Raw genomic sequence first — 23266 nt, 5'->3', positions numbered from 1 at the left:
CCGAGGAATAATAAATTATTCGGCTTCGTCCTTCTCAACATACCTTCCCCTGAGCTGAATCTCCTCGAACCTTTCGAGAACGAGATCAAACTTTTCGTAATCCCGGTACCCTTCAAGGAAAGCATCCCACAGCTTTTTCCACTCGTCAAATTCAGCCTTCAGAGCCTCGTGAAAGACGTGAATGTCTACGCCCTTCGCCTCAAGCCTTTCATCGTAGAAAGAGAGGCCAAAGTCGATGAAATAAACCCTCTCTCCCTTCAGAATCAGGTTCATCGGAGTCAAATCGCCGTGAATGATCCCCGCAGAGTGGAGCCTGGCCACGCATTTTCCAACCATCCTGCACAGATCCTCGTTCATCGCAAACTTTGCGGGCAGTCCGTCAATTTTCTCCATAACGATTTTGTTGCCCTCAACATCCAGAATTATCGGCGTTGGAACCCCCGCCCTTCTCGCCGAGGAGATTATCCTCGCCTCCGTGATTGTTCTCCTCTTCCTTATGCTCTCATCCAGCTCCCTGACCCTGTACCTCTTGGGAACTCTGACCTTTTCGACGCGGTCATCATAAATGCGAACCTCTGCCTCCCCACCCCTGTAAACCTTCACCACAGAACCTCGACCTCCTCGATTCTGAAGTCAGGATTTATGGTCGTTTCTTCGATCCTGTGCGCTATTCCGCTGGCGAACATGAGAAGACCCGCATAGGCTATCATGGCTCCGTTGTCGCCTGCATATTTTTTGGGGGGTGTGTAAAAGCTCGCTCCCCTGTCCTCGCACATCAAAGATAGCATTTCCCTGAGCCGCTCGTTTGCCGCGACACCACCGACAAGGAGGCACTCATCCTTCTCGAGGTATGCCATCGCCCTCTCAGTAACCTCAACGAGCATGGCAAATGCAGTTTCCTGAAAGCTGTATGCGATGTCCTCCACAGCATGTCCGCTGTCGGCAAGCTTCATCGCCTGGGTAACGAGGCCGCTGAAAGAAAAGTCCATGCCCTTCACCGAATACGGCATCTCTATGTATCTCTTCCCTCTCCGGGCGAGCTTCTCAATCTCCGGCCCTCCGGGGTGCGGAAGGCCGATGTATCTGGCGAATTTGTCTATCGCATTCCCGATGCCTATGTCAAGCGTTTCACCGAACACCCTGTACCTGTTGCCCTTCTTTGCGATGACCTGGCTGTTTCCACCGCTTACATAGAGCGTTACCGGATCCCTGGCTTCTGTCTTCCATCTGCCTATTTCAACATGGGCGAGACAGTGGTTTACTCCAACAATAGGTTTTTCGAGTTTTAACGCCAGGGCTCTCGCGACCGTGGCACCGATTCTTAAACAAGGCCCCATTCCGGGGCCCTGGGAAAAAGAAACAACATCTATCTCGTCAGGCGTGACATTCTCAAACACTTTTCTGAGAACACTTCCAGCTATCTCGGAATGGTGCTGCGCAGCCTCCCTCGGGTGAATTCCGCCCTCCTTGGGGCGGTATGCGTCGCTTTCCAGAGCAATTACGTCGTTTTCATCGACAACTCCAACGCTGAAATTCCAGGCCGTGCTTTCTATCCCGAGGGAGATCATTTCTTGAATTCAGTATATCCACACTTACCGCATGTCCTTCTGTCCTTGTGCTCTGCCAGGAATACGCCCTCTCCGCACCTCGGGCAGAATTTTCTCGTCCTGACAACCTTGTCTCCTTTGACCTCATAGAACTTTGACACCAGGACCTCTCCCTTATTGGATCCACCTTTTGCCATCCTCATTCACCCTCCTCAGGCTCACCAAAATTCCTCTTCAGAATGTAATCCTCCTCAATCGCCTTCATGTCATCTGGCGATTCGTAAATCAGGGCGTAGCCTTCCGCCTCCATCTTCCCGAACTCAGGCTTCATCCATCTCACAATGAGGCTGTCGAGGTTCGCGTTGAGCAAACCTGAGAGTTTCTCCCTTACCTCCTTCCTCGAGGGAGTAACCTTCGTATCCTCATACTTCACCCTGAAATACACTTCCTTTCTCTTAAGCAAAGGATTGTTCCTCTGCTTTTCGATAACGAGCTCCATTCATCTCACCTCCAGCAGCATTTTCTTAACCCTGTCATTTCCAACTTCTTCCATCTCTTCAACCATCTTTGATATTAGAATTTTATCCTCACCGCTCACAACATACGCCGCTATACCCTTAGACGGGACACCGTAGATGATCACACTGTTCTCGGGGAGGAGTACGGACAGCGGCAAAGCAGCCATATCCTCTTCCCCATCAACAATTATGCACGTCCTTCTCCTCTCAACCCCATGTTTCAGAGCCTCGACAAGCTCCTCGCTTATGTGTCCCTGGGGGTTCGTCACCTCCAGAATTTCGTAGCCCTCCTTCCGCATGAAATCAATAATCTCGGTAGTTATAGCATCTTCAAGCTCCTTTCTCTCGGTTTTGAAGTCCACCACTGCCAGATCAGGCAGAAATCCGGCCTGAAATGAGAAAAGAGTTACAAGATCACCTATTGCGGCAAAGAAGTGAGCATCTTTAATTTCCTGGATTTCCCTTACCAGCTCAGGACCCCTGCCGGTGTAGAGCTTTCCTCTTGGAACGGAGAGGATCTTTCTGTGCTCTTCAGTAATTCTCAGCATTTCAGCTCACTATGAGGGCATATTTTCCCGCATACTTTACTCCGAGCTTCTTTGCAATTTCACTCCTCTCCGGATCCACGACAACCACAAAGCCGTGCCAGTCCTTCGAGAAGTCTCTGCTGCCGCAGACCTTGCAGAGGGTCGGGTCTTCGGTTATGTACCTGCACTTCTTGCATGCGTATTCAACCATCACTCACCACTCTCCTGGAGCTTTTTCTTCTCATCGTTAATCCACTTGAGCGCCCCAAGCCATGGCTGCCTCATAGTCAGACCAATCTTGCTCTTTTCAGGCTCCTTTTCCTTAAGCGAGAGAGCCACTATTCTTGCTCTCACCACATCGCCCTCTTCAAGCGTTTTCTTTGACTCCCTCGACACCAGTCTTTTGTTCTTCTCGTCAAAATTCAGGTATTCATCGGTAATCTGGCTCATGTGCAGGAGAGCGTCCATGGGACCCAATGAAATGAATGCTCCGAATTCAACAATCTCGTTAACCACGCCCTCAACAACCTCCTGCATTACTGGTTTGAAGGTGATTGCCGTGAAAACCACATCGAAGTAAACTCCACCGTCTCCCGCAATTATCCTGCCCTCTCCGACCTCTTCGAGATCCTCAATTCCCACGATTATACCGTATTCCTTGTCAAGCCTGCCCTCAAAGTTCTCCCATAGGAGTTCGTTGATTACATCCTCAATGTTCTCTCCGAGCTTTGAAGGGGGAACTCTAACGGTATCCCTAACCTTTATCCTTGCATACATGAGCATCACCAGAATCTGTTTCCCAATTTCAGCTTAAGCATATAAATTTAATCCCCTCGACAATTCTCAACCCACTCGCTGGTGTTTTAAAATATTCCTCAGTGCAGTCCTGACGAAGCTCAGGGCGACACTCGCGTTGCCCTCAAGAACCTTCCTTATCAGGTACGACGGCCTCAGGTAGAACCTGCGGTATGCATAGCTCAGAAGGTTCTTCAGCTCATCCGGAGAGAGGTGAAAATTCTTTAAAACCGGTTTTGCAGCAGTATACCTGTCGAAGTCCTTCGTCAGGATCCATCCGCTCTTTTCCGCCATATCGTAGAGTTCGGTTCCGGGATAGGGCGTGAGGAGGGAGAACTGGGCATAATCCGGATTGAGCTTTATGGCATAGTTTATCGTCCTCATGCAGTCTTCCCGGGTTTCCATGGGCGCTCCCAGAATGAACGACGCCACAACAGCTATCCCTGCCTTTTTCGTCACATCCACCGCCCTCTTTACCTTGGACATGTCGATCTTCTTTCTGTAAAACCTCAGAACGTTCTCGTTAGCAGACTCAACGCCGTAATAGATCAGATCACACCCCGATTTTCGCATTTCCTCAAGAATCTCCCTGTTCACCGTGTCCACTCTGGACGAACAGCTCCAGTTTATGTCCAGTCCACGCTCTCTTATGCCCCTGCAGATTTCCTGAACCCTCTTCCTGTTGAGAGTGAACGTATCATCGCTGATTGCGATGTTCCTCGCTCCAAACTTCTCGCCCAGCCATTCCAGCTCGTCGAGAACATACCGGGCACTTTTATTCCTGAACCTGGTGCCCATAAACGCGGAGGTCGCGCAGTATATGCATCCGAAGGGACACCCTCTCGAGGTTACAACCGGGAAATGCTCAAGCTTCATCCCAACAACAGAATACCTGTCCATCGGAAGCAGGTCATACGCCGGAAACGGGATTTCATCCAGGTTTTCGCTGAACGGTCTCTCCCCCCAGAAAACGATTCTCGATCCCTCCCGGTAATAAAGGCCCCTCACTCCCTCGAGACTTTTGGACTTTTCAATTCTCTCTGCAACCTCAACCATTGTTTTCTCCCCTTCCCCGACGCACACGGCATCAACATTCCCGCTCTTGAGGGCTTTCACCGGCATAAACGAGGCATGAACTCCTCCGAGAATGACGAATGCTTCGGGTATGGCCTTCTTTATAACCTCTGCATACCTAAGTGCAGATTTGAACGTAGGGGTTGTGGAGGTTATCCCCACAATAAGTGAATTCCCGAGTCTCCCGACAAGTTCCTCAAAGCCGAGGTTCTCCACCATGTTGTCGATAATACCCACCCTGAATCCTGCTTCCCTCAAACTCGATGCAAGATAGGCAAGACCGAGAGGTGGTGTTGAGAACCGGATTTTTCTGGTTTCGACGTCAGACGATGGATTTATGAGTGTTATCATAAATTCCACCCGAATGATTACAATATACTGAACAAATTTAACAGCCTTAAAGTTTTCTGTGGAAAGGGATGAAGAAAAATACGGGTTGAAAACAGAGATCAGGCGTTCTCAGGGAAACATATCCCACCGTTCATAATATGGCAACCGCACAGCAGACCGTTGCATAACTGATCGGGAATCATGTGTTTATACTTCCAGCACCAGATGGATCTCATTGTAATGTAAGACCCGAAGAACCAATAAATACTTTGTTATTCACATTCTCGATAAAATATAAAATATTATAAACTCATCTCCATTGATTCAGCCAGATGAGAATCGTAATGAAGTTCGGCGGTGCAAGCGTAAAGGATGGGAAAAACATACTCCATTGTGCTAATCTCGTTAAAAAATTCGCCAGAGGTAACGAGATAGTTGTTGTCACATCTGCAATGTACGGTGTTACAGATTCCCTGCTGCATGCTGCCAAAAAATGCTGTAACGACCCATCACCCGGATTTATAAAGCTCTTCATAGCGGAGATGACGAAAAAGCACTACGATGCCGTAAATGAGGCCGTCAAAAATGAAGAAATCAAATCTAAAGTCCTTTCAAGAATTGACAAACTTCTAGACGAGCTTGAAAAGGTTCTGCTCGGTATAAACTACCTGGGAGAGCTTACTCCGAGAAGTCTTGATTATATCCTGTCTTTCGGGGAGAGGCTCACCGCCCCGATTCTCTCAGCTTCGCTCCTCTCTACAGGCGTGGATTCCCTCTCGCTGGAGGGCGGTGATGCGGGGATAATCACCGACGATAACTACGGAAGAGGGAAGCCCCTGCCAGACACATATGGAACGATAAAGAGCCGTATAGAGCCACTTCTCACGATCAAAAAGACGATACCTGTCGTCACGGGGTTCATAGGTGTAACCAAGCACGGCACAATCACGACCCTCGGAAGGGGTGGGAGTGACCTTTCGGCCACGCTCATAGCCGCTGCGCTGAACGCCGACGAGGTATGGCTGTGGAAGGAAGTTGACGGAGTCATGACCACCGATCCAAAGATAGTGCCGGAGGCGAGGCTCATCCCTGAGATCAGCTATCAGGAGGCAATGGAACTGTCCCACTTCGGAGCAAAAATCCTCCATCCGAGGGCACTTGAGCCGGTGATGAAGAAGAGGATTCCCGTGAGGATAAAGAACACCTTTAATCCAGATGCCGAGGGGACTGTGATCAAGGAGAGAGTATCATCGACGAAGGACATAGTAAAGGCCCTCAGCCTTATCGAGAAGGTTGGGGTCGTGAACATAAGCGGTGCCGGTTTCGATTTTGCCGATGTTATGGCTGACGTCTTCAAAAGGCTGTCGGAAGAGCGAGTTAACGTCATAATGGTGTCCCAGAGTTCTTCAGAGCTGAACCTGTCGATAGTCGTTGATGAAGCGGACATAGACAGGGCGATAAAGGCTCTCGGTGACCTCGTGAACGGCATAAGCAGCGTATCAAAGATAGAAAACATTGCGGTAATAAGTGCCGTGGGGGCGGGAATGGCAGGCACTCCAGGTGTTGCAGGAAGAATTTTCTCGGCTCTCGGGAAAAGCAGGATAAATGTGATCATGATCAGCCAGAGCTGCAGCGAATTCAACGTCAGCTTTGCGGTCACTCAGGAAGACGGGAAGAGGGCGGTAAAGATACTCCATGACGAATTCGGGCTTGCAAGAAAATAACTTTCGCACCACGGAAAACAATTATTTATCTTTTTCAGCTGAGTCAGCATGTGAAATATCCCGCATCATGGGTATTCAGATGTCCCTTCCAGATATACCTGGCGGGAAAGTATCCTGAATACAGCAGGATTGAGGCCGAGGCTATCGAAAGGGGACGAAAAGCTGAAATTGAATTTGAAAGAATGCTGAAGAGCCTCAGAACACCTTACAGAAAGCAAAAACCTCTGAACTACAGGACGAAATACTACACCATATACGGGAGGGCAGATTTCATAACCCACAGCGAGGTTTACGAGGTTAAGAGTGTGAGGGCATTCAGAAAGCCCACAAAAAACTGGATCGGGCAGCTGAACCTCTACCTCGCAATGTCCGGAAGAAAGAAAGGGTTCTTAGTGGAATACAATGGAGAGAAATTCAGGAAATACGAGGTGAATTACAGCGACAGGCTATTTCGTGAAAGCATTGAGTTCTTCAACTACCTGCATTCCGGGAGATACTACAGGGACACATCGTACTGCCAGTGGTGCACATATTCATTTATCTGCGAGGAACTTTAGCAGCTCTTCTGCGTGTCTGTCCGGTATTACTGCAGGCATTTCCTCTGCACCGCTGTAAACTTCCTGACTCACATAAAGCCCGCAGAAACATCTTCCATGCCAGGATATGTCCTGCCCGGCATAAACACAGGGGCAGATTATCTTCCTGTCTATCTCCTCATTCCCAACCACAACCCTGCACGGACAGTAACTCTTCCCGTATCTCCTCCTGTTTTCCAGCAGGCCTTTTACCAGCTCGAGAACAAGCTCTTCGTCGGGGTTCAGTTTCCATCCCTTTCTCTGAACGACCCTTTCGGCCATCTGCACATATTCCTCAGGACTCACTCTTCATCATCTCCACGAGCTTTTCGAGCTTCTCCTCATCAAAGCCCGCAATCACCACATCCCCGTAAACCACGACCGGCACGGCATACATGCCAGCATAGCTGTAGGCCTCTCTCATGGCCATTTCCTTTTTCTCCATGTCAAGAAGGTCGATGAATATCACGTCTGCCTCAATGCCGTTCTCCTCGAGAAACTTCAGAGTCTTTTTGCAGTAGGGACAGGTTGACAGGGCATAAACCCTCAGCATAAAATTAAAGGTTAAAAGATCAAGATAAGTTTTTCCATTCTCGAAACCAGTGATACAGAATTCGTCCGTTTCAGACACGCAGGCACAGAACAGACGATGCTGAAAGATACCAGAATCTATCAAAAATAGCAACTTTTAAAAACAAATTTCAGCCATTATTAATAGTGATAAAAATGAAAGGAATATATCCATCCAAGGAATTCGTCCTGAGTGCCAACGTCAGAGACCCTGCAATCTACTCACGTGCCTCTGAAAACTGGATTGAGTTCTGGGAGGACTTTGCAAGAGAGCTTGAGTGGTTTGAACCATGGTACAGCTTTCTGGACGATTCCAGAGCACCATTCTACAGATTCTTTGTTGGAGGAAAAATAAATGCCTGTTACAACTGCGTCGACAGGCATGCCGAGAAGAAGAACAAGGCCGCAATAATATGGGAAGGAGAGAACGGTGAAAGCAGGATTATCACATATTACCAGCTTTACAGAGAGGTCAATGCCCTTTCATCCGCTCTTAAAGAGCTTGGAGTTAAGCAGGGGTCGAAAGTGGCGTTGTACCTGCCAAATCTTGCGGAAGCGGTCATAGCGATGCTCGCATGTGCAAGAATAGGCGCGACGCACATATACATCTTCGAGGGGTTCAGCGCAAAATCCGCTGCATACAGGCTCAAGGATAGCAGAGCCGAGTTTTTAATAACTGCAGACGGATATTTCAGACGGGGCAGGCTCATTAACCTGAAGGAAAAGGCTGACGAAGCATGTGACGAATACGGAAAGATAAAAAAGGTTATTGTGGTCAGAAGAGCGAAAAATGAGGTCAGCATGGTCGAGGACAGGGACCACTGGTATCACGACCTCCTGAGCAAAAAGAACACATCTCCCGAGGTTCTCGATTCGAATCATCCGCTCTTCATAATGTACACGAGCGGATCAACCGCAGAACCAAAGGGCATAGTCCACTCCACAGGCGGATACCTTGTCCACGTTTACGCAACATCCAAAATGGTTCTTGATCTCAAGCCTGACGACATAATATGGACGACCGCAAGCCTTGGATGGATTACCGGCCACAGTTACGGCGTTTACGGACCCCTGGCTGTTGGGGCCACGACCCTCCTCTATGAGGGTGCCCCGGACCATCCGGATATCTGCCGGATTTTCGACATAATTGAAAAATACGGCGTTACGGTGTTTTACACAGTTCCCACGCTCGCCAGGATGATCAACGGGTGTGATATCAGCGGATACGACCTGAGTTCGCTCAGGTTGATAGGCTCGGTCGGCGAGCCGATAGACCCTGAAACCTGGAGCTGGCTGTACGGCGAACTTGGAAGGAAGAAGATCCCCCTCGTCAACACGTGGTGGCAGACCGAGACAGGAGGACATGTCCTGTCCCAGATACCCGCCCTTACTCCAATGAAACCGGCTTCTGTCGGAAAGGCCCTGCCGGGCATTGAGGTGGACATAATAGACGATGGTGGAAAAAAGGTCAAACCCTTCGAAATCGGGAATCTCGTGATCAAAAAACCATTTCCAGGGATTATGCTCGAAATAAACGGCGACACATCAAGCTACATAAAATTCTACTGGACCAAATACGGAAAGAGGGTTTACTTCACTGGGGATTCCGCATACATGGATGATGAGGGACACATCTGGATTGTCGGTAGGGTTGACGACGTTATCAACATAAGCGGCCACAGAGTTTCGCTGATCGAGCTTGAACATGCAGTCATGGAGATCCCGGATATCAGGGAAGTCGCAGCGGTTGGTCTGCCAGATAGAGTCAAGGGAAGCGCCATAGCGCTTTTCGTCGTTTCCAGCAATCCCGGCAAAGAGGTGGCGGAAAAAATCACGGAAAAAATCGAAAGAGACATTGGAAAGATTGCACACCCCGCACTGATAGTTTTCACCCCAGAACTGCCGAGGGCAGGCGGAAAGATACTCAGGAGGGCAATTTACGAGGCTGTCGTCAACAAGAAGGTTTCCTCCGTGGTCAGCAACCCCGATTCCGTTGAGAAGCTCACGAAGCTGAAGCCAAGTGATAGGGGTGTGATTGTTATTCAGCAGTAAACCTTTAAATACCCTATTTTTCCTCGTCAAGCATGGGCAAAACCATTGCCGAAAAAATCTTCTCAGAGAAAAGCGGTGAAGATGCTTACGCAGGAGACATCGTCATAGCCAGAGTTGATCAGATCGCTCTGCAGGATGGTACCGCTCCTCTCGCAATAAGGCAGATACAGGCTCTGGGAATTGATGAGAAAAACATCAAAGGTGCTGAAATCACCCACTTCTTCGTGGATCACGCTGCACCTTCGCCGAGAAAGGAGCTGAGCAATGACCACAAGTTTATATGTGAATTTGCAGTGAAGGCCGGTGCCGATTTCAGCAAACCCGGAAACGGAATAATCCACCAGATAATGGTCGAGAAATACGTGAACCCGGGTGACCTTGTTGTGGGAGCAGACAGTCACACATGCACCTACGGCGCACTTGGGGCTTTTTCAACAGGTATGGGGTCAACTGACGTTGCGATCGCAGTTGCCCTCGGTAAAAACTGGTTCAGGGTCCCGGAAACTTTCAGAGTTGAAGTGAATGGAAAAATGCCTGAGGGAGTGTATCCGAAGGATCTGATGCTCACGATAATCGGAGAGCTTGGAGTGGATGGCGCAACGTACAAGGCTCTTGAGTTCCACGGAGACACTATCGACAGCATGTACATCGACGGCAGACTGACGATGGCCAACATGGCAATTGAGTGCGGGGCAAAGGCCGGACTGTTCAAGAGCGACGAGGAAACAAAGAGATTCCTGGCTGAAAGGGGCAGAGCAGACAGGTTCAGAGAGATCAAACCCGACAGCGATGCCGAATACGAGAAAGAGCTGTATTTCGATGCCGGAGATCTCGAGCCTGTGGTCTCAAAGCCCCACAACGTGGACAATGTCGCTCCTGTTTCCGAGGTAGAGGGGACTCCAGTCGATCAGGTGTTTGTGGGAACATGCACAAACGGAAGGCTGAGCGACATAGAGATCGTGGCCAGAATGCTCGAGGGGAGGAAGGTCTCCGAAAACGTGAGGCTGATCGTTGGGCCGGCAAGCAGGGAGATATACCTTCAGGCCGACGAGAGAGGATACCTGAAGACGATTGTCGAGGCGGGCGGAATGGTGATTCCTCCGGGATGCGGTCCCTGCGTCGGGATACACATGGGCATTCTTGCCGATGGAGAGGTGTGCGTCTCAACACAGAACAGAAACTTCAAGGGCAGAATGGGTAACCCGGAGGCCGAAATCTACCTCGCATCCCCTGCAACTGCTGCAGCAACGGCCATCGAGGGTAAGATAACAGACCCGAGAAAATACCTCTAATTTCCATTTTCTTAATCTGGTTTCACTTCGGAAATCAGTATCTTTTTATTAAGCAGGTAACCATTCCCATCCAATGGACATTCAGCAGGAAATAAAGAGGCTTGAAGAGGAGATACGGAAAACACCGTACAACAAAGCCACCGAGCATCACATAGGCAGGCTGAAGGCCAAGCTCGCCAGGCTTAAAGAGGAAGCGGAGAAGCAGAGGAAGAAGACTGGCGGGGAACAATACGCAATTAAAAAGGAAGGAGATGCTACGGCCGTTCTTGTGGGTTACCCCTCAGTGGGCAAGTCCACGATACTCAACGCCCTGACGGGGGCGAAAAGTGAGGTTGGGGATTATGATTTCACAACCCTCAAACCCGTTCCGGGAATGCTCGAATACAATGGCGCAAAGATCCAGATTGTCGACGTTCCCGGACTGATTGAAGGAGCGTCCAGGGGGAGAGGCAGAGGTAGAGAGATCCTTGCAGCGGTCAGAAATGCGGACATCATAATAATCGTCGTTGACGTTTTCACCCTCGAAAATATAGACGTTCTGAAAAATGAGCTTTACGAGGGAGGTATACGGCTCGATGAAAAACCTCCTGATGTTGTTATAAAAAAGAGGGCCACGGGTGGGCTGAGCATAAAATCCACCGTAGATCTGTCCATCGACGAGCAGACAATAAGGAGCATTCTCAGGGAATACAAGATACACAATGGCGAGGTCCTGATAAGAGAGGACATAACCATCGACAGGTTGATCGATGCCATTCTCGGAAACAGGGCGTACATACCCTCAATAACGGTGGTTAACAAGATAGACCTGTATCCGGATGCTGAAATCCCGGAAAACGCCATAGCGGTTTCTGCGGAGAAGAAGATAAACCTTGATAAACTTGTAGAAGAAATTTACCGCAAACTGGACTTCATAAGGGTCTACCTCAAACCTCCCGGCGGAAAGGTGGAAGAGGAGCCGATGATCCTCAGAAGGGGTGCGAGGGTCGAGGATGTCTGCAGAAAAATCCACAGAGATCTCCTCGAAAACTTCAAGTACGCCAGAGTGTGGGGCAAGAGCGTAAAATTCGAGGGGCAGAAGGTCGGGCTGGAGCACGAGCTTGAGGACGGAGACGTGATAACAGTATATGCAAGATAAAAATAGGGTTATTCAATCCTGATTATTTTCCTATCTCTCTGGGTCTTTGGAACCTCGATTTCAAGAACACCGTTGTTGTATCTTGCCCTTATCCTGTCCTCCTGAACATCTGCAGGCAGACTTATCCTCCTGTACACCTCGCCAAAACTCCTCTCCCTCCTGAGGAAGTTTCTGTCCTTCTCCTCTTTTTCTTCCTTTCTGACTGCCTTTATGACGAGGTCGCCGTCTTCGATGTATATCTCGATGTCGTTCTTGTCGAAACCGGGAAGGTCTGCCACGATCCTGAACTTGTCTCCCTCATCTATCACGTCCACCGGCATCCCAAGCCTCTCAATCAGTTTCTCAGCTGCCGGGGCTGCAAACCTGTCAAACTCGTCGAGCAACCTCACCATCCTCTCCTGAAGCCGCCTTACCTCGTCAAACGGGTCGAATGTTCTCATTCACATCACCTCCTTAACTTGTATTTCCTAACTTTTAGTTAGTATATCACATATTTAAAATTTTCTCAACATGGATTGGAGACGGGGGGTCCAGCAGGACGAGAGGAGGAAGAAAAGGGCAGCGAGACTGTCAATGGCTTCAAAAATTTTAATCGAGTCTGGTCGATAATTTCATTCTACGCCAAGATACCTGTTCTTTAGCCGTATGTAGTTCCTCCAGCTCCTCTCTATGAATTCAAGCTCTGAATCGGTCAGCTCCCTAACAACCTTTCCGGGAACCCCCAGTATGAGAGAGTGCTCCGGATACCTCTTACCGGTAAGAACAGAACCTGCCCCGACGATCGTGTATTCTCCAACCTCCGCCCCATTCAGAACAATCGCACCCATGCCTATCAAAACGTTGTCGGCTATCCTGCATGCATGAACGACGGCAGAGTGGCCAACCGTAACCCTGCTCCCGATTTCGCACGGCTCGCCCTCATCCACATGAACCACGACATTGTCCTGGATGTTTGTCTCGCTACCTATTGTTATGTAATCAACATCTCCCCTGACAACAGCATTGAACCAGATGCTCGAATCGTCTCCGATCTCCACGTCACCTCTGACGACAGCAGTTTCTGCGATGAATACACCGTTTCCAACTTTCATGGAAATCGGTGCATCATCATCAAATATGATTTTTTCGAAAATAATATGTTCTCACCTCATCAGCTTAAGCTGTGAAGATAATTGACATCGCGATGAAAGCTGAAAAAGCTCTTCTGATAGGCATAGGTGGGGGAGGGGACGTCATAAGCACGATTTACGTGAAGAACTTCCTCGAAAAATTCGGAGTGGAGTGCATCTGCGGCGGAGTCGTGTGGGAGAGATACAGAAGAGACAGAAAAGTCGGTCCAAGGAGTCTGGATGAGATAGAAGGGGTCAAGAGGATATCCAGAACGCTCGGATATGTTTCGGGCAGTGAAAGGCTTGGCAGCATAACGCCCATCGTCTCCCAGGTCGCAGACTTTCTGAAGGAACGGGTGCTTGCAGTCAGCATCACGGAGGGTGTCGTTACCCTGAGGAATGATCTGCAGGAATTTATCAATGCCAGCGGAATCGACATCGTTTTTGGAGTTGATGCGGGAGGAGACTCCCTTGCAAGGGGAAACGAACGAGGCCTTACGAGCCCTCTCGCGGATTCGGTTATGCTTTCAGCCCTTTCCGACCTGAACTCCATCCTCGCCGTTGTGGGATTCGGAAGCGACGGCGAGCTGAGCAAAAGGGAGCTTGAAGCATACCTCTCAGATCTACACAGTGCCGTGTATGGCGTAAGCATTGTGGATGTGAGCAACGAGATTATCGAGTTCCTCAAGAACGTTGAGAGCGAGGCCTCAAAAATTCCGGCAATCGCAAGAAATGGATATTTCGGAAAATACAACTTCTGGGGAGAGCTTGAGCTTGAAATCTCAATCCTCAATTCACTGATATTCTATCTAAACCTGAAGGAGGTTTACATGCGAAGCCCCATGGCCAGAGCAATTTACAGCACAGAGAGCATAGTGGAGGCAAACGAGATACTCAACAGGATGGGCATAAAAACCGAGTACGACCTGGAAAAGGAAATGGAGGAAATGGACAGAGTTACAGCAGCGAAAAATCCCTCAGAATGATCTCGGCCGCTTTTTTGCCCGCAAGAAGGCTGCCATTCATGCTCCTTTCCGGATAGTTCGTATCGGAAGTCATTCCTGCTATGTAAAATCCTTCCGCTGCCCTGTAGGGTGTTATCTTGTTCCTGAAGTTTTTCTCATAAACTGGACCACTGAATCTGGCTCTGAAAACCTTCCACCACTTTATCGAGTTTTCGTCCAGCCCGTACTTTCTGAGAGCAGAGAGGTAAAGTCTGAAAATCTCGCTGTCGGTAAGGGAATGAACCCTATCAGGGGTCGTGTATGATGCAACATACATCAGGTGCTCGCCGTAATCCTCAAGGGGCATGAAGTTCGTGTGCTCTATTGTCGCGCCAAACGGTTCTGCATCATAGTTGATCCAGTAAAGATCGTCCGTGAACGGGGAGTCCATTGAAATCAGGAGACAGATGCTGCTCTGGTACCTGACATCCTGAATGCCCATCCTCCTCCCGAGCTCTCCAAGCTCAGGGAGTGGTGCCGTGAAAACAACAGCATCGTAGTCAACACCGTTGACGTTCCACTGCCCGTTCTTTTTCACTTTCGCCCTCTCGCCAACGATTTCAAGTCCATCAGATAACCTGTCGATCAGTTGGTGAAATCCCCCCTTCAGATACCCCAGCTCCTCCCCGCTTAGCTTTCTGTTACTTCTGAGAGTTACCCGGGCGAGGAGCCATGCGTAGCTGACATCACTGTAGTTATTACCGAACTTGGATTTCAGCAGGGGGAGGAAAAACCTCTCGATGAGCCTGTCCCCCGCATCCTTTTTCAGACCATCGATAACGCCGGTATTGTCAAAAAGCTCGTATTTCTTTTTCTTTGCGGAAACCGTAAATTTTGCGAGCCTGATTTTATCCAGCAGGCTCATTCCGGGATATCTGAGAATCTCGAGAGGTGTGTTGAGGGGGTAAATTTTCCCTCTGAAAGCCTGCCCGACCCTTGAAGTGTTCCACACAATCCTGCTTCTGAGCTTCAGCTCGCCCAGCAGATCGATCAGATAGCTGTCCTGCCTGAAGAAGTGATGATAAAACACCTCTATGCAGTAATCCTCAGTGCAGAACGATCCTGCAAGTCCTCCCTTCGCCGAGCTTTCGTAAACATCAACATCAGCATACTCTGAAAGGATTCTGCCAGCATTCAGCCCGGCAAGCCCAGCTCCGATTACAGCCACTTTCAATCTCTCACCACCTTTCTGAACATTACAGGAAATATGAACGCGGACAGGATTGTCCAGAGAGCGATCCCCGCAGCCTCTCCAGAGGTTATTATTCCAAGTTCCCTGGCTATCTCGGCCCCGGCCAGAGTGAGACCGAGTTTTGAGCTCTGAATCGTTCCGAAAGCCAGCGAAGCTCTGACTCCAATATCCCTGACGAACACAGCGGAGGGCAGAATCTTCACGGCAAACCCCGCCAGCAGCAGCACTAACGGCATGGTCAGGGTTAGCTCGGATATGCTGAAGTACATGTCCGCACCGGTCTTGATGAAGAAGAACGGTATGAAAATCCCGTATCCTATGCCCATCAGACTTTCTTCAAGCTTGCCGGCACCCCTGAATGTCAGCGATACTAAGGAGCCGGCGAGAAACGCCCCGAGTATGGCCTCGCTGCCGAGGATAAACGCAAGGCCGGAAAAGAGGATCATGATCGCAAAGCTCCCTCTGACACCGAGCTCCATCGGGTCGTCAAAAAACCTGGCCATGAAATCCGGAAAGTGCCAGATGAGGTACCTCCCGAGATGGTACGCAAATACGAACAGAGGAACAAGCGCAACGGGCAGTAAAAGCTCCAGGTAGCTCCCGGACACCCTGTAACCTATTGCAAGCCCGGATAGAAGAGATATGGTTATGAGATCGGTTAGAAAGGTCGCAAAAAGAATTTTCTGACCGAAATCGGTAGAGACCAGGTTCATTTCCCTCATGACAGGCATAACAATGCCGAGAGATACGTTGGCGAGGAAAACACCGTAAATTGTCGCCATGTTGAAGACTTTCACAAAAACGAATGACAGGATTAGCGAGAGAAAGACATAGAGCGGAACCTTCCAGTACTGCCTGATTTTCTTGAATAGGAGTGAAAAATCTATTTCCAGCCCGGAAAGGAACATCAGAAATATCAGGCCAATTGAAGAAAAGAAATGGAACCACTCGGATCGAATCAGGTCCGCGAGGAAGTACGCCAGGATGAAGCCAGCCATGATCTCAACGATGACGGCCGGAGCTCCTATCCTCTCAGATATTATCGGCGATGCGAAGGCTATGATTGCCACTGCCGAAATTTGAAAGATGTCGTTCATCTTACCACCAGTACTGAGGACTCAGTGTCGATTATAAACTTCCAGAGGAACTCCGCATCGAGATTGCCCGCAGAGTTCGAGATGGAGAATATTATGAGATCGTAGCCCTTCCTGACCTCCCTGACCACCTCTATCAGAGGGTTGAATTCTGCTGTCCTGACCTCAACTGTCGGGGACTCTATGGCAGATGGGACGGATTTCAGCTGTTCCCTGTCGAGGAAAAGCACGACACACTTTCCGAACCTGTTTGCAAAGGACGTTGCGTATGTCAGCACCTCCTCCGGGGTTTCTGTGTTCACCACGGCCAGAATGCTGTCGTATGATTCCTTACCCTTCGCAAGAAGGACGGGGAACTTGCGGAAAACCTCCATCCTGATCTCGATTTTTTTCGTGGGAGATTCGGTCACAATGAGGTCGACCTTGTCCTCCAGATCGATCAGGAGTTCCATTGCCTCACCTATGCTCATGTACTCCACCTTGGGTGCTGAGAGAGAGCACATGACCTTCCCGTCTTCCTTGTGGAGGATCAGCAAATCTGCCTCGAACCTTTCAGCAATTATTCTCGCCTCCCTCATTACCCCTTCAAACTTCTCCGGATGACGGATTATTGCGAGCACCTCGTCAAACGGATTCTTCGTTTTCTTTATCTCTCTCCCGCACAGAATCCCTATCAGGTCTCCGTTTTCAAGAACCAGATCAGGGTGTGGTCTCAGGATCTTCCCCTCTCTGAAGACGAGTATGGCTGTGCAGTTGTCACCCGTGTCAATGTCCGCAAGCCTTTTTCCTGCAAAGTTATCCGGCCCAACCTGGATCTCAAAATATCTCCTTCTTGACTCGGCAATCTCGCTGAGCAGTTCTGATGCGATCGTTTTTCCACAGCTTATCCCCCTCACACCCAGATTGAGATATTCCTTAGAATACTCCTCAGACTCGATCCGAGCGATGATGTCGCCGGGTTCAAATTCCCTGAGAATTCCTGCAATCCTCAAGTTCACCTCATCATCGTTTGTGGCAAGAATCACGGTCGAACCTTCCACAGGCAGCTTTTCCCACAGGTGTCTGTTCGTCGCATCCTCCAGCACGACATTGAAGCCGAGATTTTCAAGCTCTTCTGCTGTCTTCCTGTCCTTTTCCACGATAATTACGTCCCCCAGCCTCCCGGCAAGCTGTCTTCCCACTCTTCCCCCACCGACGATTATGTGCATTGAAATCACGTTGTGTAGGCAGAATTCAGCTCAACGTAGTCGTGCGTGAGATCACACCCAATCGCAAATCCGTAACCATCCCCTTTATGCAGGTCAAGGACTATTTCGAGCTTTTTGGCCTTCATAACTCTTTCAGCATGCCCAATGTTCCCCTCGGCAACCCTCCCCCTGTCAACAATCACAGCCTCACCATAACTGCTCCTGAGTTTCAGGGTTATAACCTCATCCACCTCAGCCCCGGAATAGCCTGCCGCAGCGATTATCCTTCCAAAGTTTGGATCCTCTCCGTAAATGGCTGTTTTTACAAGCAGAGAGTTTGCCACAGCCCTTGCAACCCTGTCTGCATCCTCGTCACTTTTTGCTCCATAAACATGCACGTGGAAGAGCTTTGTAGCTCCTTCCCCATCCATAACGATCATTTCAGCAAGCTCGAGCATAACGTCCCTCAGCAAACTTTCGAACCTTTCCCGTGGAATCTCAGCCTCCTCAGTCGTTACGAGAAAAACAGTGTCGTTGGTAGATGTATCACCATCAACCGTTATCCTGTTGAATGTCTCGTCAACACATTTTCTAAAAACAGCATCCATTTCCGGGGTTTTTGCGTTTGTGAAGATGAAAGCCAGCATTGTCGCCATGTTCGGGGCAATCATGCCCGCCCCCTTCGCAATCCCGAGCACCCTGACTCCGCCCACCTCCCTGAACGAAATCTTCGGGAATTTGTCAGTGGTCATGATCGCCTTGGCAAATGCTTCAACGCCAGCCTCGGAGCTTTCAAGCCTTTTCAGAACCTCCTCTGCTAGCTGTTCGATTTTCTCCATGTCAGGAAGGACGCCTATCACTCCGGTTGAAGCGATCGCCACCTCCCCAGTGTCACAACCGAGCTTTTCGGCAAGAAACGCCGCCATTCTTTCAGCCAGTTTCATTCCCTCCTCCCCGGTAAATGCATTGGCGTTCCCGGAGTTTACTATAATGCCCTTAACCCTCTCGCCAAGATTATTCTGATTGAAAATGACCGGTGCTGCTTTGATTCTGTTTTTCGTGTAAACCGCATAGATTTTCCCATCGATAACAGCCACACCAACTCCGTATTTTCCTTCCTTTATGCCGTAGCACTTCAGGGGCCTGAAATCCATAAAAATCCTGTAGGAGTTATAGGATAAAAATTTAGTCCTCAACCTTTTCTCATTTCACGAGCTTTTCTATAAAGCTGTGGCTCACAATCGCATGCCTTTCCAGGCCAGTGTCCTCAACATCCATACCCATGGCAATCGCGAGTAGCTGCACATAGTGAATCACGGGGATGCCGTAGTCCTCTCCGCCAAGCTCCCTCAGCTCCTTCTGACCGTTGTCAAACTGATTCATGCACAGAGGACAGATCACAGCGATCGCATCAACTTCAGCCTCAGCAATACCGTCCATTTTTTTCCTGAGGAGGTCGTGGGAAACCTCCGTGGCTCCGGCCCTAACGCCCCCACCACCGCCGCAGCACATGAACTTGTATCTGTAATCCACGCTCTCAGCACCGAAAACCTCCACAAGCTCGTCAAGCATCTTCGGCCTCTCAGGAGACGTGAACCTCTTGTGCTTGCTCGGCCTGAAGAAGTGACATCCGTAGTGGATCGCAAGCTTTAAGGGGAGTCTTTTTTCCACATATTTCTTCAGTTCTTCAGCTCCAATCTCAGCATAGAAGAACTCAGCCACATGCCTCACATCCCCAGCCCCGAATTTTTCAGAGACCTCCAGAAGGGTCGTGAAACAACCGTTGCATGCAGTAATCACCGTCTCCCCATCCGCAAGCTTCAGATTTCTCTGTGCAAGCTCTTCCCACAGCTCGCTGCTAACAGACCGGGTTATGGAGGGGGCCGGGCAGCACGAAGATCCTTCGAGCGGAGATATTTCAATGCCGAGTTTCTCAAAGACATAATAAAGAGCCTTCTCGATTCCGGGATACCGGTTGTGAATCATGCAGCCTGGAAAAAATTTCACCTGACAACCCCTCCCAAGTGTTTCCTGACGATTTCAACCACCTCTTTTCTTGCCCCGTCCACAAACTGGGAGTGATACAGGGGCAATCCAAGCTCTTCTCTGAGCTTTGCATGTTCATCCCTTGCGGGAACGAGGGCAGAGTATTCGGCAAGAAAGCCGAATGCATTTTTAAGCCTTCCGGGAAGACCCTTCTCCCTCACAAGCTCCTTTCTCGCTTCAATGAGAATGTCAGTAAGGGGGATCCCGCGGGGACACCTCTCCTGGCAGGCATAGCAGGTTACACAAAACCAGATGGTATCATCTTCCTTTACGGGTTTTCCCTTGGCAATATACTCCATCAGAATTTTTCGAGTGTTGAGGGCGGTAACCTTTCCTGAAAAACAGCTTCCAATGCAGGTCCCGCACTGAATGCAGGTATTGAGTTTTCTGAGGTACTCTTCATTCATCGCCTCAATTTCGCCCATTAATTATTAAAAGATGTCGGAGTTTCATCTGGATTTTCAAAAACTGTCGATAAAAATTTTATAACCGGCCTTTGATGTCAGCTTATGAACTTTGAGAAAATAACGCCTCCAGAAAACGGAGAAAAAATAACATACAGTGATGGAAAGCTCATAGTCCCGGATAGTCCGGTAATACCCTATTTTGAGGGAGACGGTATAGGAAAGGACGTTGTTCCCGCTGCAAAAATGGTTATCGATGCTGCAGTTGAAAAAATCGGCAAGGAGATTGTCTGGTTCAAAACCTATGCTGGAGAGGATGCTCACAAAATTTACGGAACATACCTGCCCGAAGACACGCTTAACGCTGTAAGAGAGTACAGGGTGGCGTTCAAGGGCCCGCTGACGACACCTGTTGGAGGAGGGTTCAGAAGTCTGAACGTAACAATCAGGCAGGTGCTTGACCTCTACGCAAACGTCAGGCCAGTCTACTACCTGAACGGTTTTCCAAGCCCGTTGAAGAGTCCCGAAGTAGTTGATCTCGTCATTTTCAGAGAAAACACCGAAGACGTTTACGCCGGCATAGAGTGGCCCAGGGGAAGTGAAGAGGCCAACAAGATAATAAAATTCCTTTCAGACGAGCTTGGGGTCAGCATAAGGAGCGACTCCGGAATTGGGATAAAGCCAATCAGCGAATTCGCCACAAAAAGGCTCGTCAGGCTTGCGATCCAGTATGCAATAGATAACGAGAGAAGAAGTGTAACCCTCGTGCACAAGGGGAACATCATGAAGTACACGGAAGGAGCCTTCAGGGACTGGGGATACGAGGTCGCAAAGGACGAATTCGGAGACAGAGTGATAACGGAAGACGAGCTATGGAACAACTACAACGGAGAGCTTCCCAAGGGGAAGATACTCATCAACGACAGAATTGCAGACAACATGTTCCAGCAGCTCCTCACCAGAACGGCCGAGTACGACGTCCTCGCCATGCCCAATCTCAATGGAGACTACATGAGCGACGCAGCAGCAGCCTTGGTCGGAGGGCTGGGAGTTGCTCCGGGAAGCAACATAGGAGACGGCATGGGTGTCTTTGAGCCTGTCCACGGCTCGGCTCCGAAATACGCCGGTCAGAACAAGGTAAACCCGACCGCCCAGATCCTCACAGGGGTTCTCATGCTTGAATACCTCGGATGGAGGAGGGCGGGAGAGATGATAAAGAAGGCAATTGAGCTTACCATCGCAGACAGGATCGTAACCTACGACCTGCACAGACACATGGGTGGCAACCTGGTCGGAACGAGAGAATTTGCCCAGGCAGTCGTTGAAAGGCTTGAAAGCGTCTGAACCTTCACAATTTCATTCCATTTTTGTTTAAGCAGAACAGTGGCAAGCTTTAAATTTAGCGGAGTGTAAAACCAATATGCTCGACCTGAATTTTTCGCCATTGCCTTCAGCGCTCGACGTTTTTAAAGGTCTGTTTCTGAATATTGCTGTAACGGCAATACTGGTGGCGGCAGCATGGTTCAAAGGCGAACTGTTCAGGGTCCTGAACATCCTTTACACATACGGCAGATACATCACAGACAGAAAGCCAGTTGTTCTCGTCTGGGTTGATGACGGTTTTCTGCTTGCAAAATTATCCTCAAACCTGGAGAGGGAGCTGGGTGACGGGTTCAGGGTCATCTCCATTGAATCTCCAGAGGACGTGTTCAGATACCCGCAAAGCAGCAGAATAATTCCCGCAGTGCTTTTCATTGTAACAGATGTTACGAAGCTGTCGGAGGACGAAGACAAAAGAGTGGAAATTCAGGAATGGCTGAAGAAGTACGTAGAAAAAGGTGGGGGATTGATTGGCGGGCATGACATAATATACAGAAGGACAAGAAACGAGATCCTGAAAGAAGTCTTTGGAGGGGAGATGACCGAATTCCACAGGACCGGGGTGGTCAGATATGTTAAAAACGAAGATATGGAAAGCCACATCATTTTCAGAGACCTTCCGGATGAGTTCGAGCTTGAAGATGGTGAAATCGTCTGGGGCAGGTGGGATGAGGATGTTGCAGTCCTGTACAGAACTCCGCCACCGGAATCTCTGCCCCTTGTTGCATGCAGGGACTACGGAAGTGGGAAGGCAATCTGGATAAACAGCTGCGACAGGCGCGAAGGGTTGAAGAACTCGATAGCAGGCAGCAACCCATACCTGATAAAACTCATACGGAACGCAGTATTGTGGGCCTCGCAGAGATCTCAGGGCAGCAGGGATGTGCCATTGGTGCTTGCCCACAGGGGGTATTCGGCAAAATACCCGGAAAACACGATCATTTCATTTGTAGAGGCGATCTATGCCGAAGCGGATGGCGTTGAGCTGGACGTATGGCTTTCCAGAGATGGTGTGGCTTTCGTGTTCCACGATAGCACACTTGAGAGGGTGAACGGAGACCCCAGAGAGGTGAAGGAACTGACATTCGACGAACTGAAGGGCGTGAGCCTCGAAATGGGACAGAGGATCCCATCCCTCCAGGATGTTCTGAGCGCCCTTCCCAAATATGTAATCGTCGACATTGAGGTGAAGGACAGGGATGCGGTTGAGGAAGTCATGAGGGTCATAGGCCAGCACGATGAGGACAGGACCCTGATCACATCTTTCGACGCCGAAACCCTCAGGGGCTGCAGGAGCATCAATGACAGAATAAAGCTCGGATTGCTCAGAGACCTTGAAGGGGCTGCAAGGCTCATCAGGATGGATGCCGAGCTGTCTGAATTGCTCTCCCTGGCTGAAGAACTGAGACTGTGGTGCATAGCCATACCGATTGAAATTGCCGCAAAGACCGAAGATGGCAGATTGGAGGAATTCCTCGATGAGATGAAGGCCTATGGGCTGAAGGTGTTTTTCTGGGCATATCGGGACGAAACATTCTATCAGAAAGGGCTGCTGGACAGACTGGCAGGCAAATATGACGGCGTGATCACCGACGATCCGAAGAGGATGAGAGAATTCTTAATGGTTAATCGAGATGGAATGCACTGCACGCCGTCAGCTCTGAGAGGATAGCGGAAAACTACAAAGATTTTTTATAAACTCCATCGT

26 protein-coding genes are annotated in these 23266 nt (G+C 49.5%); 8 read left to right on the top strand and 18 right to left on the bottom strand.

Translation table 11 applies throughout. The features are described from left to right. Nucleotides 1–15: 15 nt before the first annotated feature. From LPQ35_RS09430 to LPQ35_RS09395, 8 genes are all read right to left on the bottom strand, one after another. Complete coding sequence (locus LPQ35_RS09430) at nt 16–603, bottom strand: Kae1-associated kinase Bud32 (RefSeq protein ID WP_193807461.1); 588 nt, start codon at nt 601–603, stop codon at nt 16–18. Next, complete coding sequence (locus LPQ35_RS09425) at nt 600–1568, bottom strand: bifunctional N(6)-L-threonylcarbamoyladenine synthase/serine/threonine protein kinase (protein WP_193807463.1); 969 nt, start codon at nt 1566–1568, stop codon at nt 600–602. Before LPQ35_RS09425 ends, LPQ35_RS09430 begins: the two co-directional genes overlap by 4 nt. Next, on the bottom strand, nt 1565–1744 hold the full coding sequence (locus LPQ35_RS09420) for a 30S ribosomal protein S27ae (RefSeq protein WP_048093648.1): 180 nt from the start codon (nt 1742–1744) through the stop codon (nt 1565–1567). Before LPQ35_RS09420 ends, LPQ35_RS09425 begins: the two co-directional genes overlap by 4 nt. A 2-nt stretch (nt 1745–1746) precedes the next feature. Then, nucleotides 1747–2046, bottom strand: coding sequence for a 30S ribosomal protein S24e (locus tag LPQ35_RS09415; RefSeq protein WP_048091538.1), 300 nt, complete (start codon nt 2044–2046; stop codon nt 1747–1749). After that, a complete protein-coding gene (locus LPQ35_RS09410; RefSeq protein ID WP_193807465.1) occupies nt 2047–2613 on the bottom strand; it encodes a DUF359 domain-containing protein in 567 nt (188 codons plus the stop codon). 1 nt (nt 2614) lies between these two features. Beyond that, a complete protein-coding gene (gene spt4, locus LPQ35_RS09405; RefSeq protein WP_193807559.1) occupies nt 2615–2803 on the bottom strand; it encodes a transcription elongation factor subunit Spt4 in 189 nt (62 codons plus the stop codon). Then, the gene (gene rpoE, locus LPQ35_RS09400; RefSeq protein WP_193807467.1) at nt 2803–3369 is read right to left on the bottom strand and encodes a DNA-directed RNA polymerase; all 567 of its coding nucleotides are present in this window, start codon (nt 3367–3369) and stop codon (nt 2803–2805) included. Before rpoE ends, spt4 begins: the two co-directional genes overlap by 1 nt. A gap of 66 nt (nt 3370–3435) precedes the next feature. Beyond that, complete coding sequence (locus tag LPQ35_RS09395) at nt 3436–4812, bottom strand: B12-binding domain-containing radical SAM protein (RefSeq protein ID WP_193807469.1); 1377 nt, start codon at nt 4810–4812, stop codon at nt 3436–3438. A gap of 311 nt (nt 4813–5123) precedes the next feature. On the opposite strand from LPQ35_RS09395, the gene LPQ35_RS09390 reads away from it, so the two are divergent. Beyond that, nucleotides 5124–6515, top strand: a complete 1392-nt coding sequence (locus LPQ35_RS09390; protein WP_193807471.1) for an aspartate kinase — start codon at nt 5124–5126, stop codon at nt 6513–6515. 50 nt (nt 6516–6565) lie between these two features. Continuing rightward, nucleotides 6566–7072: a hypothetical protein gene (locus tag LPQ35_RS09385; RefSeq protein ID WP_193807473.1), complete on the top strand. Its 507-nt coding sequence runs from the start codon at nt 6566–6568 to the stop codon at nt 7070–7072. Here LPQ35_RS09385 and LPQ35_RS09380 read toward each other — a convergent pair. Continuing rightward, a complete protein-coding gene (locus LPQ35_RS09380; RefSeq protein WP_346297632.1) occupies nt 7049–7396 on the bottom strand; it encodes a ferredoxin-thioredoxin reductase catalytic domain-containing protein in 348 nt (115 codons plus the stop codon). The two genes, LPQ35_RS09385 and LPQ35_RS09380, sit on opposite strands and share 24 nt — an antisense overlap. Beyond that, nucleotides 7386–7643 (bottom strand): glutaredoxin domain-containing protein, encoded by a 258-nt coding sequence (locus LPQ35_RS09375; RefSeq protein ID WP_193807475.1) that lies wholly within the window; start codon nt 7641–7643, stop codon nt 7386–7388. The genes LPQ35_RS09380 and LPQ35_RS09375 overlap by 11 nt, the downstream gene beginning before the upstream one ends. A gap of 173 nt (nt 7644–7816) precedes the next feature. Here LPQ35_RS09375 and acs point away from each other — a divergent pair, with 173 nt between their 5' ends. The 3 genes from acs to LPQ35_RS09360 all read left to right on the top strand — a co-directional run bounded on the left by acs (nt 7817) and on the right by LPQ35_RS09360 (nt 12142). Beyond that, nucleotides 7817–9712 (top strand): acetate--CoA ligase, encoded by a 1896-nt coding sequence (gene acs, locus LPQ35_RS09370; protein WP_193807561.1) that lies wholly within the window; start codon nt 7817–7819, stop codon nt 9710–9712. Between the two features lie 32 nt (nt 9713–9744). After that, nucleotides 9745–11004 (top strand): homoaconitate hydratase family protein, encoded by a 1260-nt coding sequence (locus LPQ35_RS09365; protein ID WP_193807476.1) that lies wholly within the window; start codon nt 9745–9747, stop codon nt 11002–11004. A gap of 73 nt (nt 11005–11077) precedes the next feature. Then, entirely contained in the window at nt 11078–12142 is a 1065-nt protein-coding gene (locus tag LPQ35_RS09360; RefSeq protein WP_193807477.1) for a GTPase, read from the top strand. Nucleotides 12143–12150: 8 nt separating this feature from the next. On the opposite strand, the gene LPQ35_RS09355 is transcribed toward LPQ35_RS09360, so the two are convergent. Further along, nucleotides 12151–12582: an Hsp20 family protein gene (locus LPQ35_RS09355; protein ID WP_193807478.1), complete on the bottom strand. Its 432-nt coding sequence runs from the start codon at nt 12580–12582 to the stop codon at nt 12151–12153. Between the two features lie 171 nt (nt 12583–12753). Continuing rightward, entirely contained in the window at nt 12754–13233 is a 480-nt protein-coding gene (locus LPQ35_RS09350) for a gamma carbonic anhydrase family protein (RefSeq protein WP_193807479.1), read from the bottom strand. Between the two features lie 71 nt (nt 13234–13304). On the opposite strand from LPQ35_RS09350, the gene LPQ35_RS09345 reads away from it, so the two are divergent. After that, nucleotides 13305–14237 (top strand): DUF1152 domain-containing protein, encoded by a 933-nt coding sequence (locus LPQ35_RS09345; protein ID WP_346297631.1) that lies wholly within the window; start codon nt 13305–13307, stop codon nt 14235–14237. On the opposite strand, the gene LPQ35_RS09340 is transcribed toward LPQ35_RS09345, so the two are convergent. Genes LPQ35_RS09340 through LPQ35_RS09315 form a run of 6 tightly spaced genes read right to left on the bottom strand, consistent with a single transcriptional unit; the run spans nt 14209 to nt 20181 of the window. Continuing rightward, nucleotides 14209–15423 (bottom strand): NAD(P)/FAD-dependent oxidoreductase, encoded by a 1215-nt coding sequence (locus LPQ35_RS09340; RefSeq protein WP_346297728.1) that lies wholly within the window; start codon nt 15421–15423, stop codon nt 14209–14211. The genes LPQ35_RS09345 and LPQ35_RS09340 overlap by 29 nt on opposite strands. Nucleotides 15424–15425: 2 nt before the next feature. Beyond that, on the bottom strand, nt 15426–16544 hold the full coding sequence (locus tag LPQ35_RS09335; RefSeq protein ID WP_193807481.1) for a cation:proton antiporter: 1119 nt from the start codon (nt 16542–16544) through the stop codon (nt 15426–15428). Next, nucleotides 16541–17749 carry an NAD-binding protein gene (locus LPQ35_RS09330; protein ID WP_193807483.1) on the bottom strand — a complete coding sequence of 403 codons (1209 nt, stop codon included), beginning with the start codon at nt 17747–17749 and terminating at the stop codon, nt 16541–16543. The genes LPQ35_RS09335 and LPQ35_RS09330 overlap by 4 nt, the downstream gene beginning before the upstream one ends. 5 nt (nt 17750–17754) lie before the next feature. After that, nucleotides 17755–18882: a bifunctional ornithine acetyltransferase/N-acetylglutamate synthase gene (argJ, locus tag LPQ35_RS09325; RefSeq protein WP_193807485.1), complete on the bottom strand. Its 1128-nt coding sequence runs from the start codon at nt 18880–18882 to the stop codon at nt 17755–17757. A gap of 49 nt (nt 18883–18931) precedes the next feature. After that, the gene (locus LPQ35_RS09320; protein ID WP_193807487.1) at nt 18932–19735 is read right to left on the bottom strand and encodes a heterodisulfide reductase-related iron-sulfur binding cluster; all 804 of its coding nucleotides are present in this window, start codon (nt 19733–19735) and stop codon (nt 18932–18934) included. After that, nucleotides 19732–20181 carry a 4Fe-4S dicluster domain-containing protein gene (locus LPQ35_RS09315; protein WP_193807490.1) on the bottom strand — a complete coding sequence of 150 codons (450 nt, stop codon included), beginning with the start codon at nt 20179–20181 and terminating at the stop codon, nt 19732–19734. Before LPQ35_RS09315 ends, LPQ35_RS09320 begins: the two co-directional genes overlap by 4 nt. Before the next feature lie 102 nt (nt 20182–20283). Here LPQ35_RS09315 and icd point away from each other — a divergent pair, with 102 nt between their 5' ends. Next, nucleotides 20284–21522: an isocitrate dehydrogenase (NADP(+)) gene (icd, locus tag LPQ35_RS09310; protein WP_193807492.1), complete on the top strand. Its 1239-nt coding sequence runs from the start codon at nt 20284–20286 to the stop codon at nt 21520–21522. Between the two features lie 76 nt (nt 21523–21598). After that, complete coding sequence (locus tag LPQ35_RS09305) at nt 21599–23230, top strand: glycerophosphodiester phosphodiesterase family protein (protein ID WP_193807494.1); 1632 nt, start codon at nt 21599–21601, stop codon at nt 23228–23230. The last annotated feature ends 36 nt before the right edge of the window (nt 23231–23266 follow it).

This window comes from Geoglobus acetivorans (genome assembly GCF_039641995.1).
GTDB classification, from domain to species: Archaea; Halobacteriota; Archaeoglobi; order Archaeoglobales; family Archaeoglobaceae; genus Geoglobus; species Geoglobus acetivorans.
Note: the sequence above shows the minus strand (reverse complement) of the source record. Positions and strands in the feature narration are given on the sequence as shown.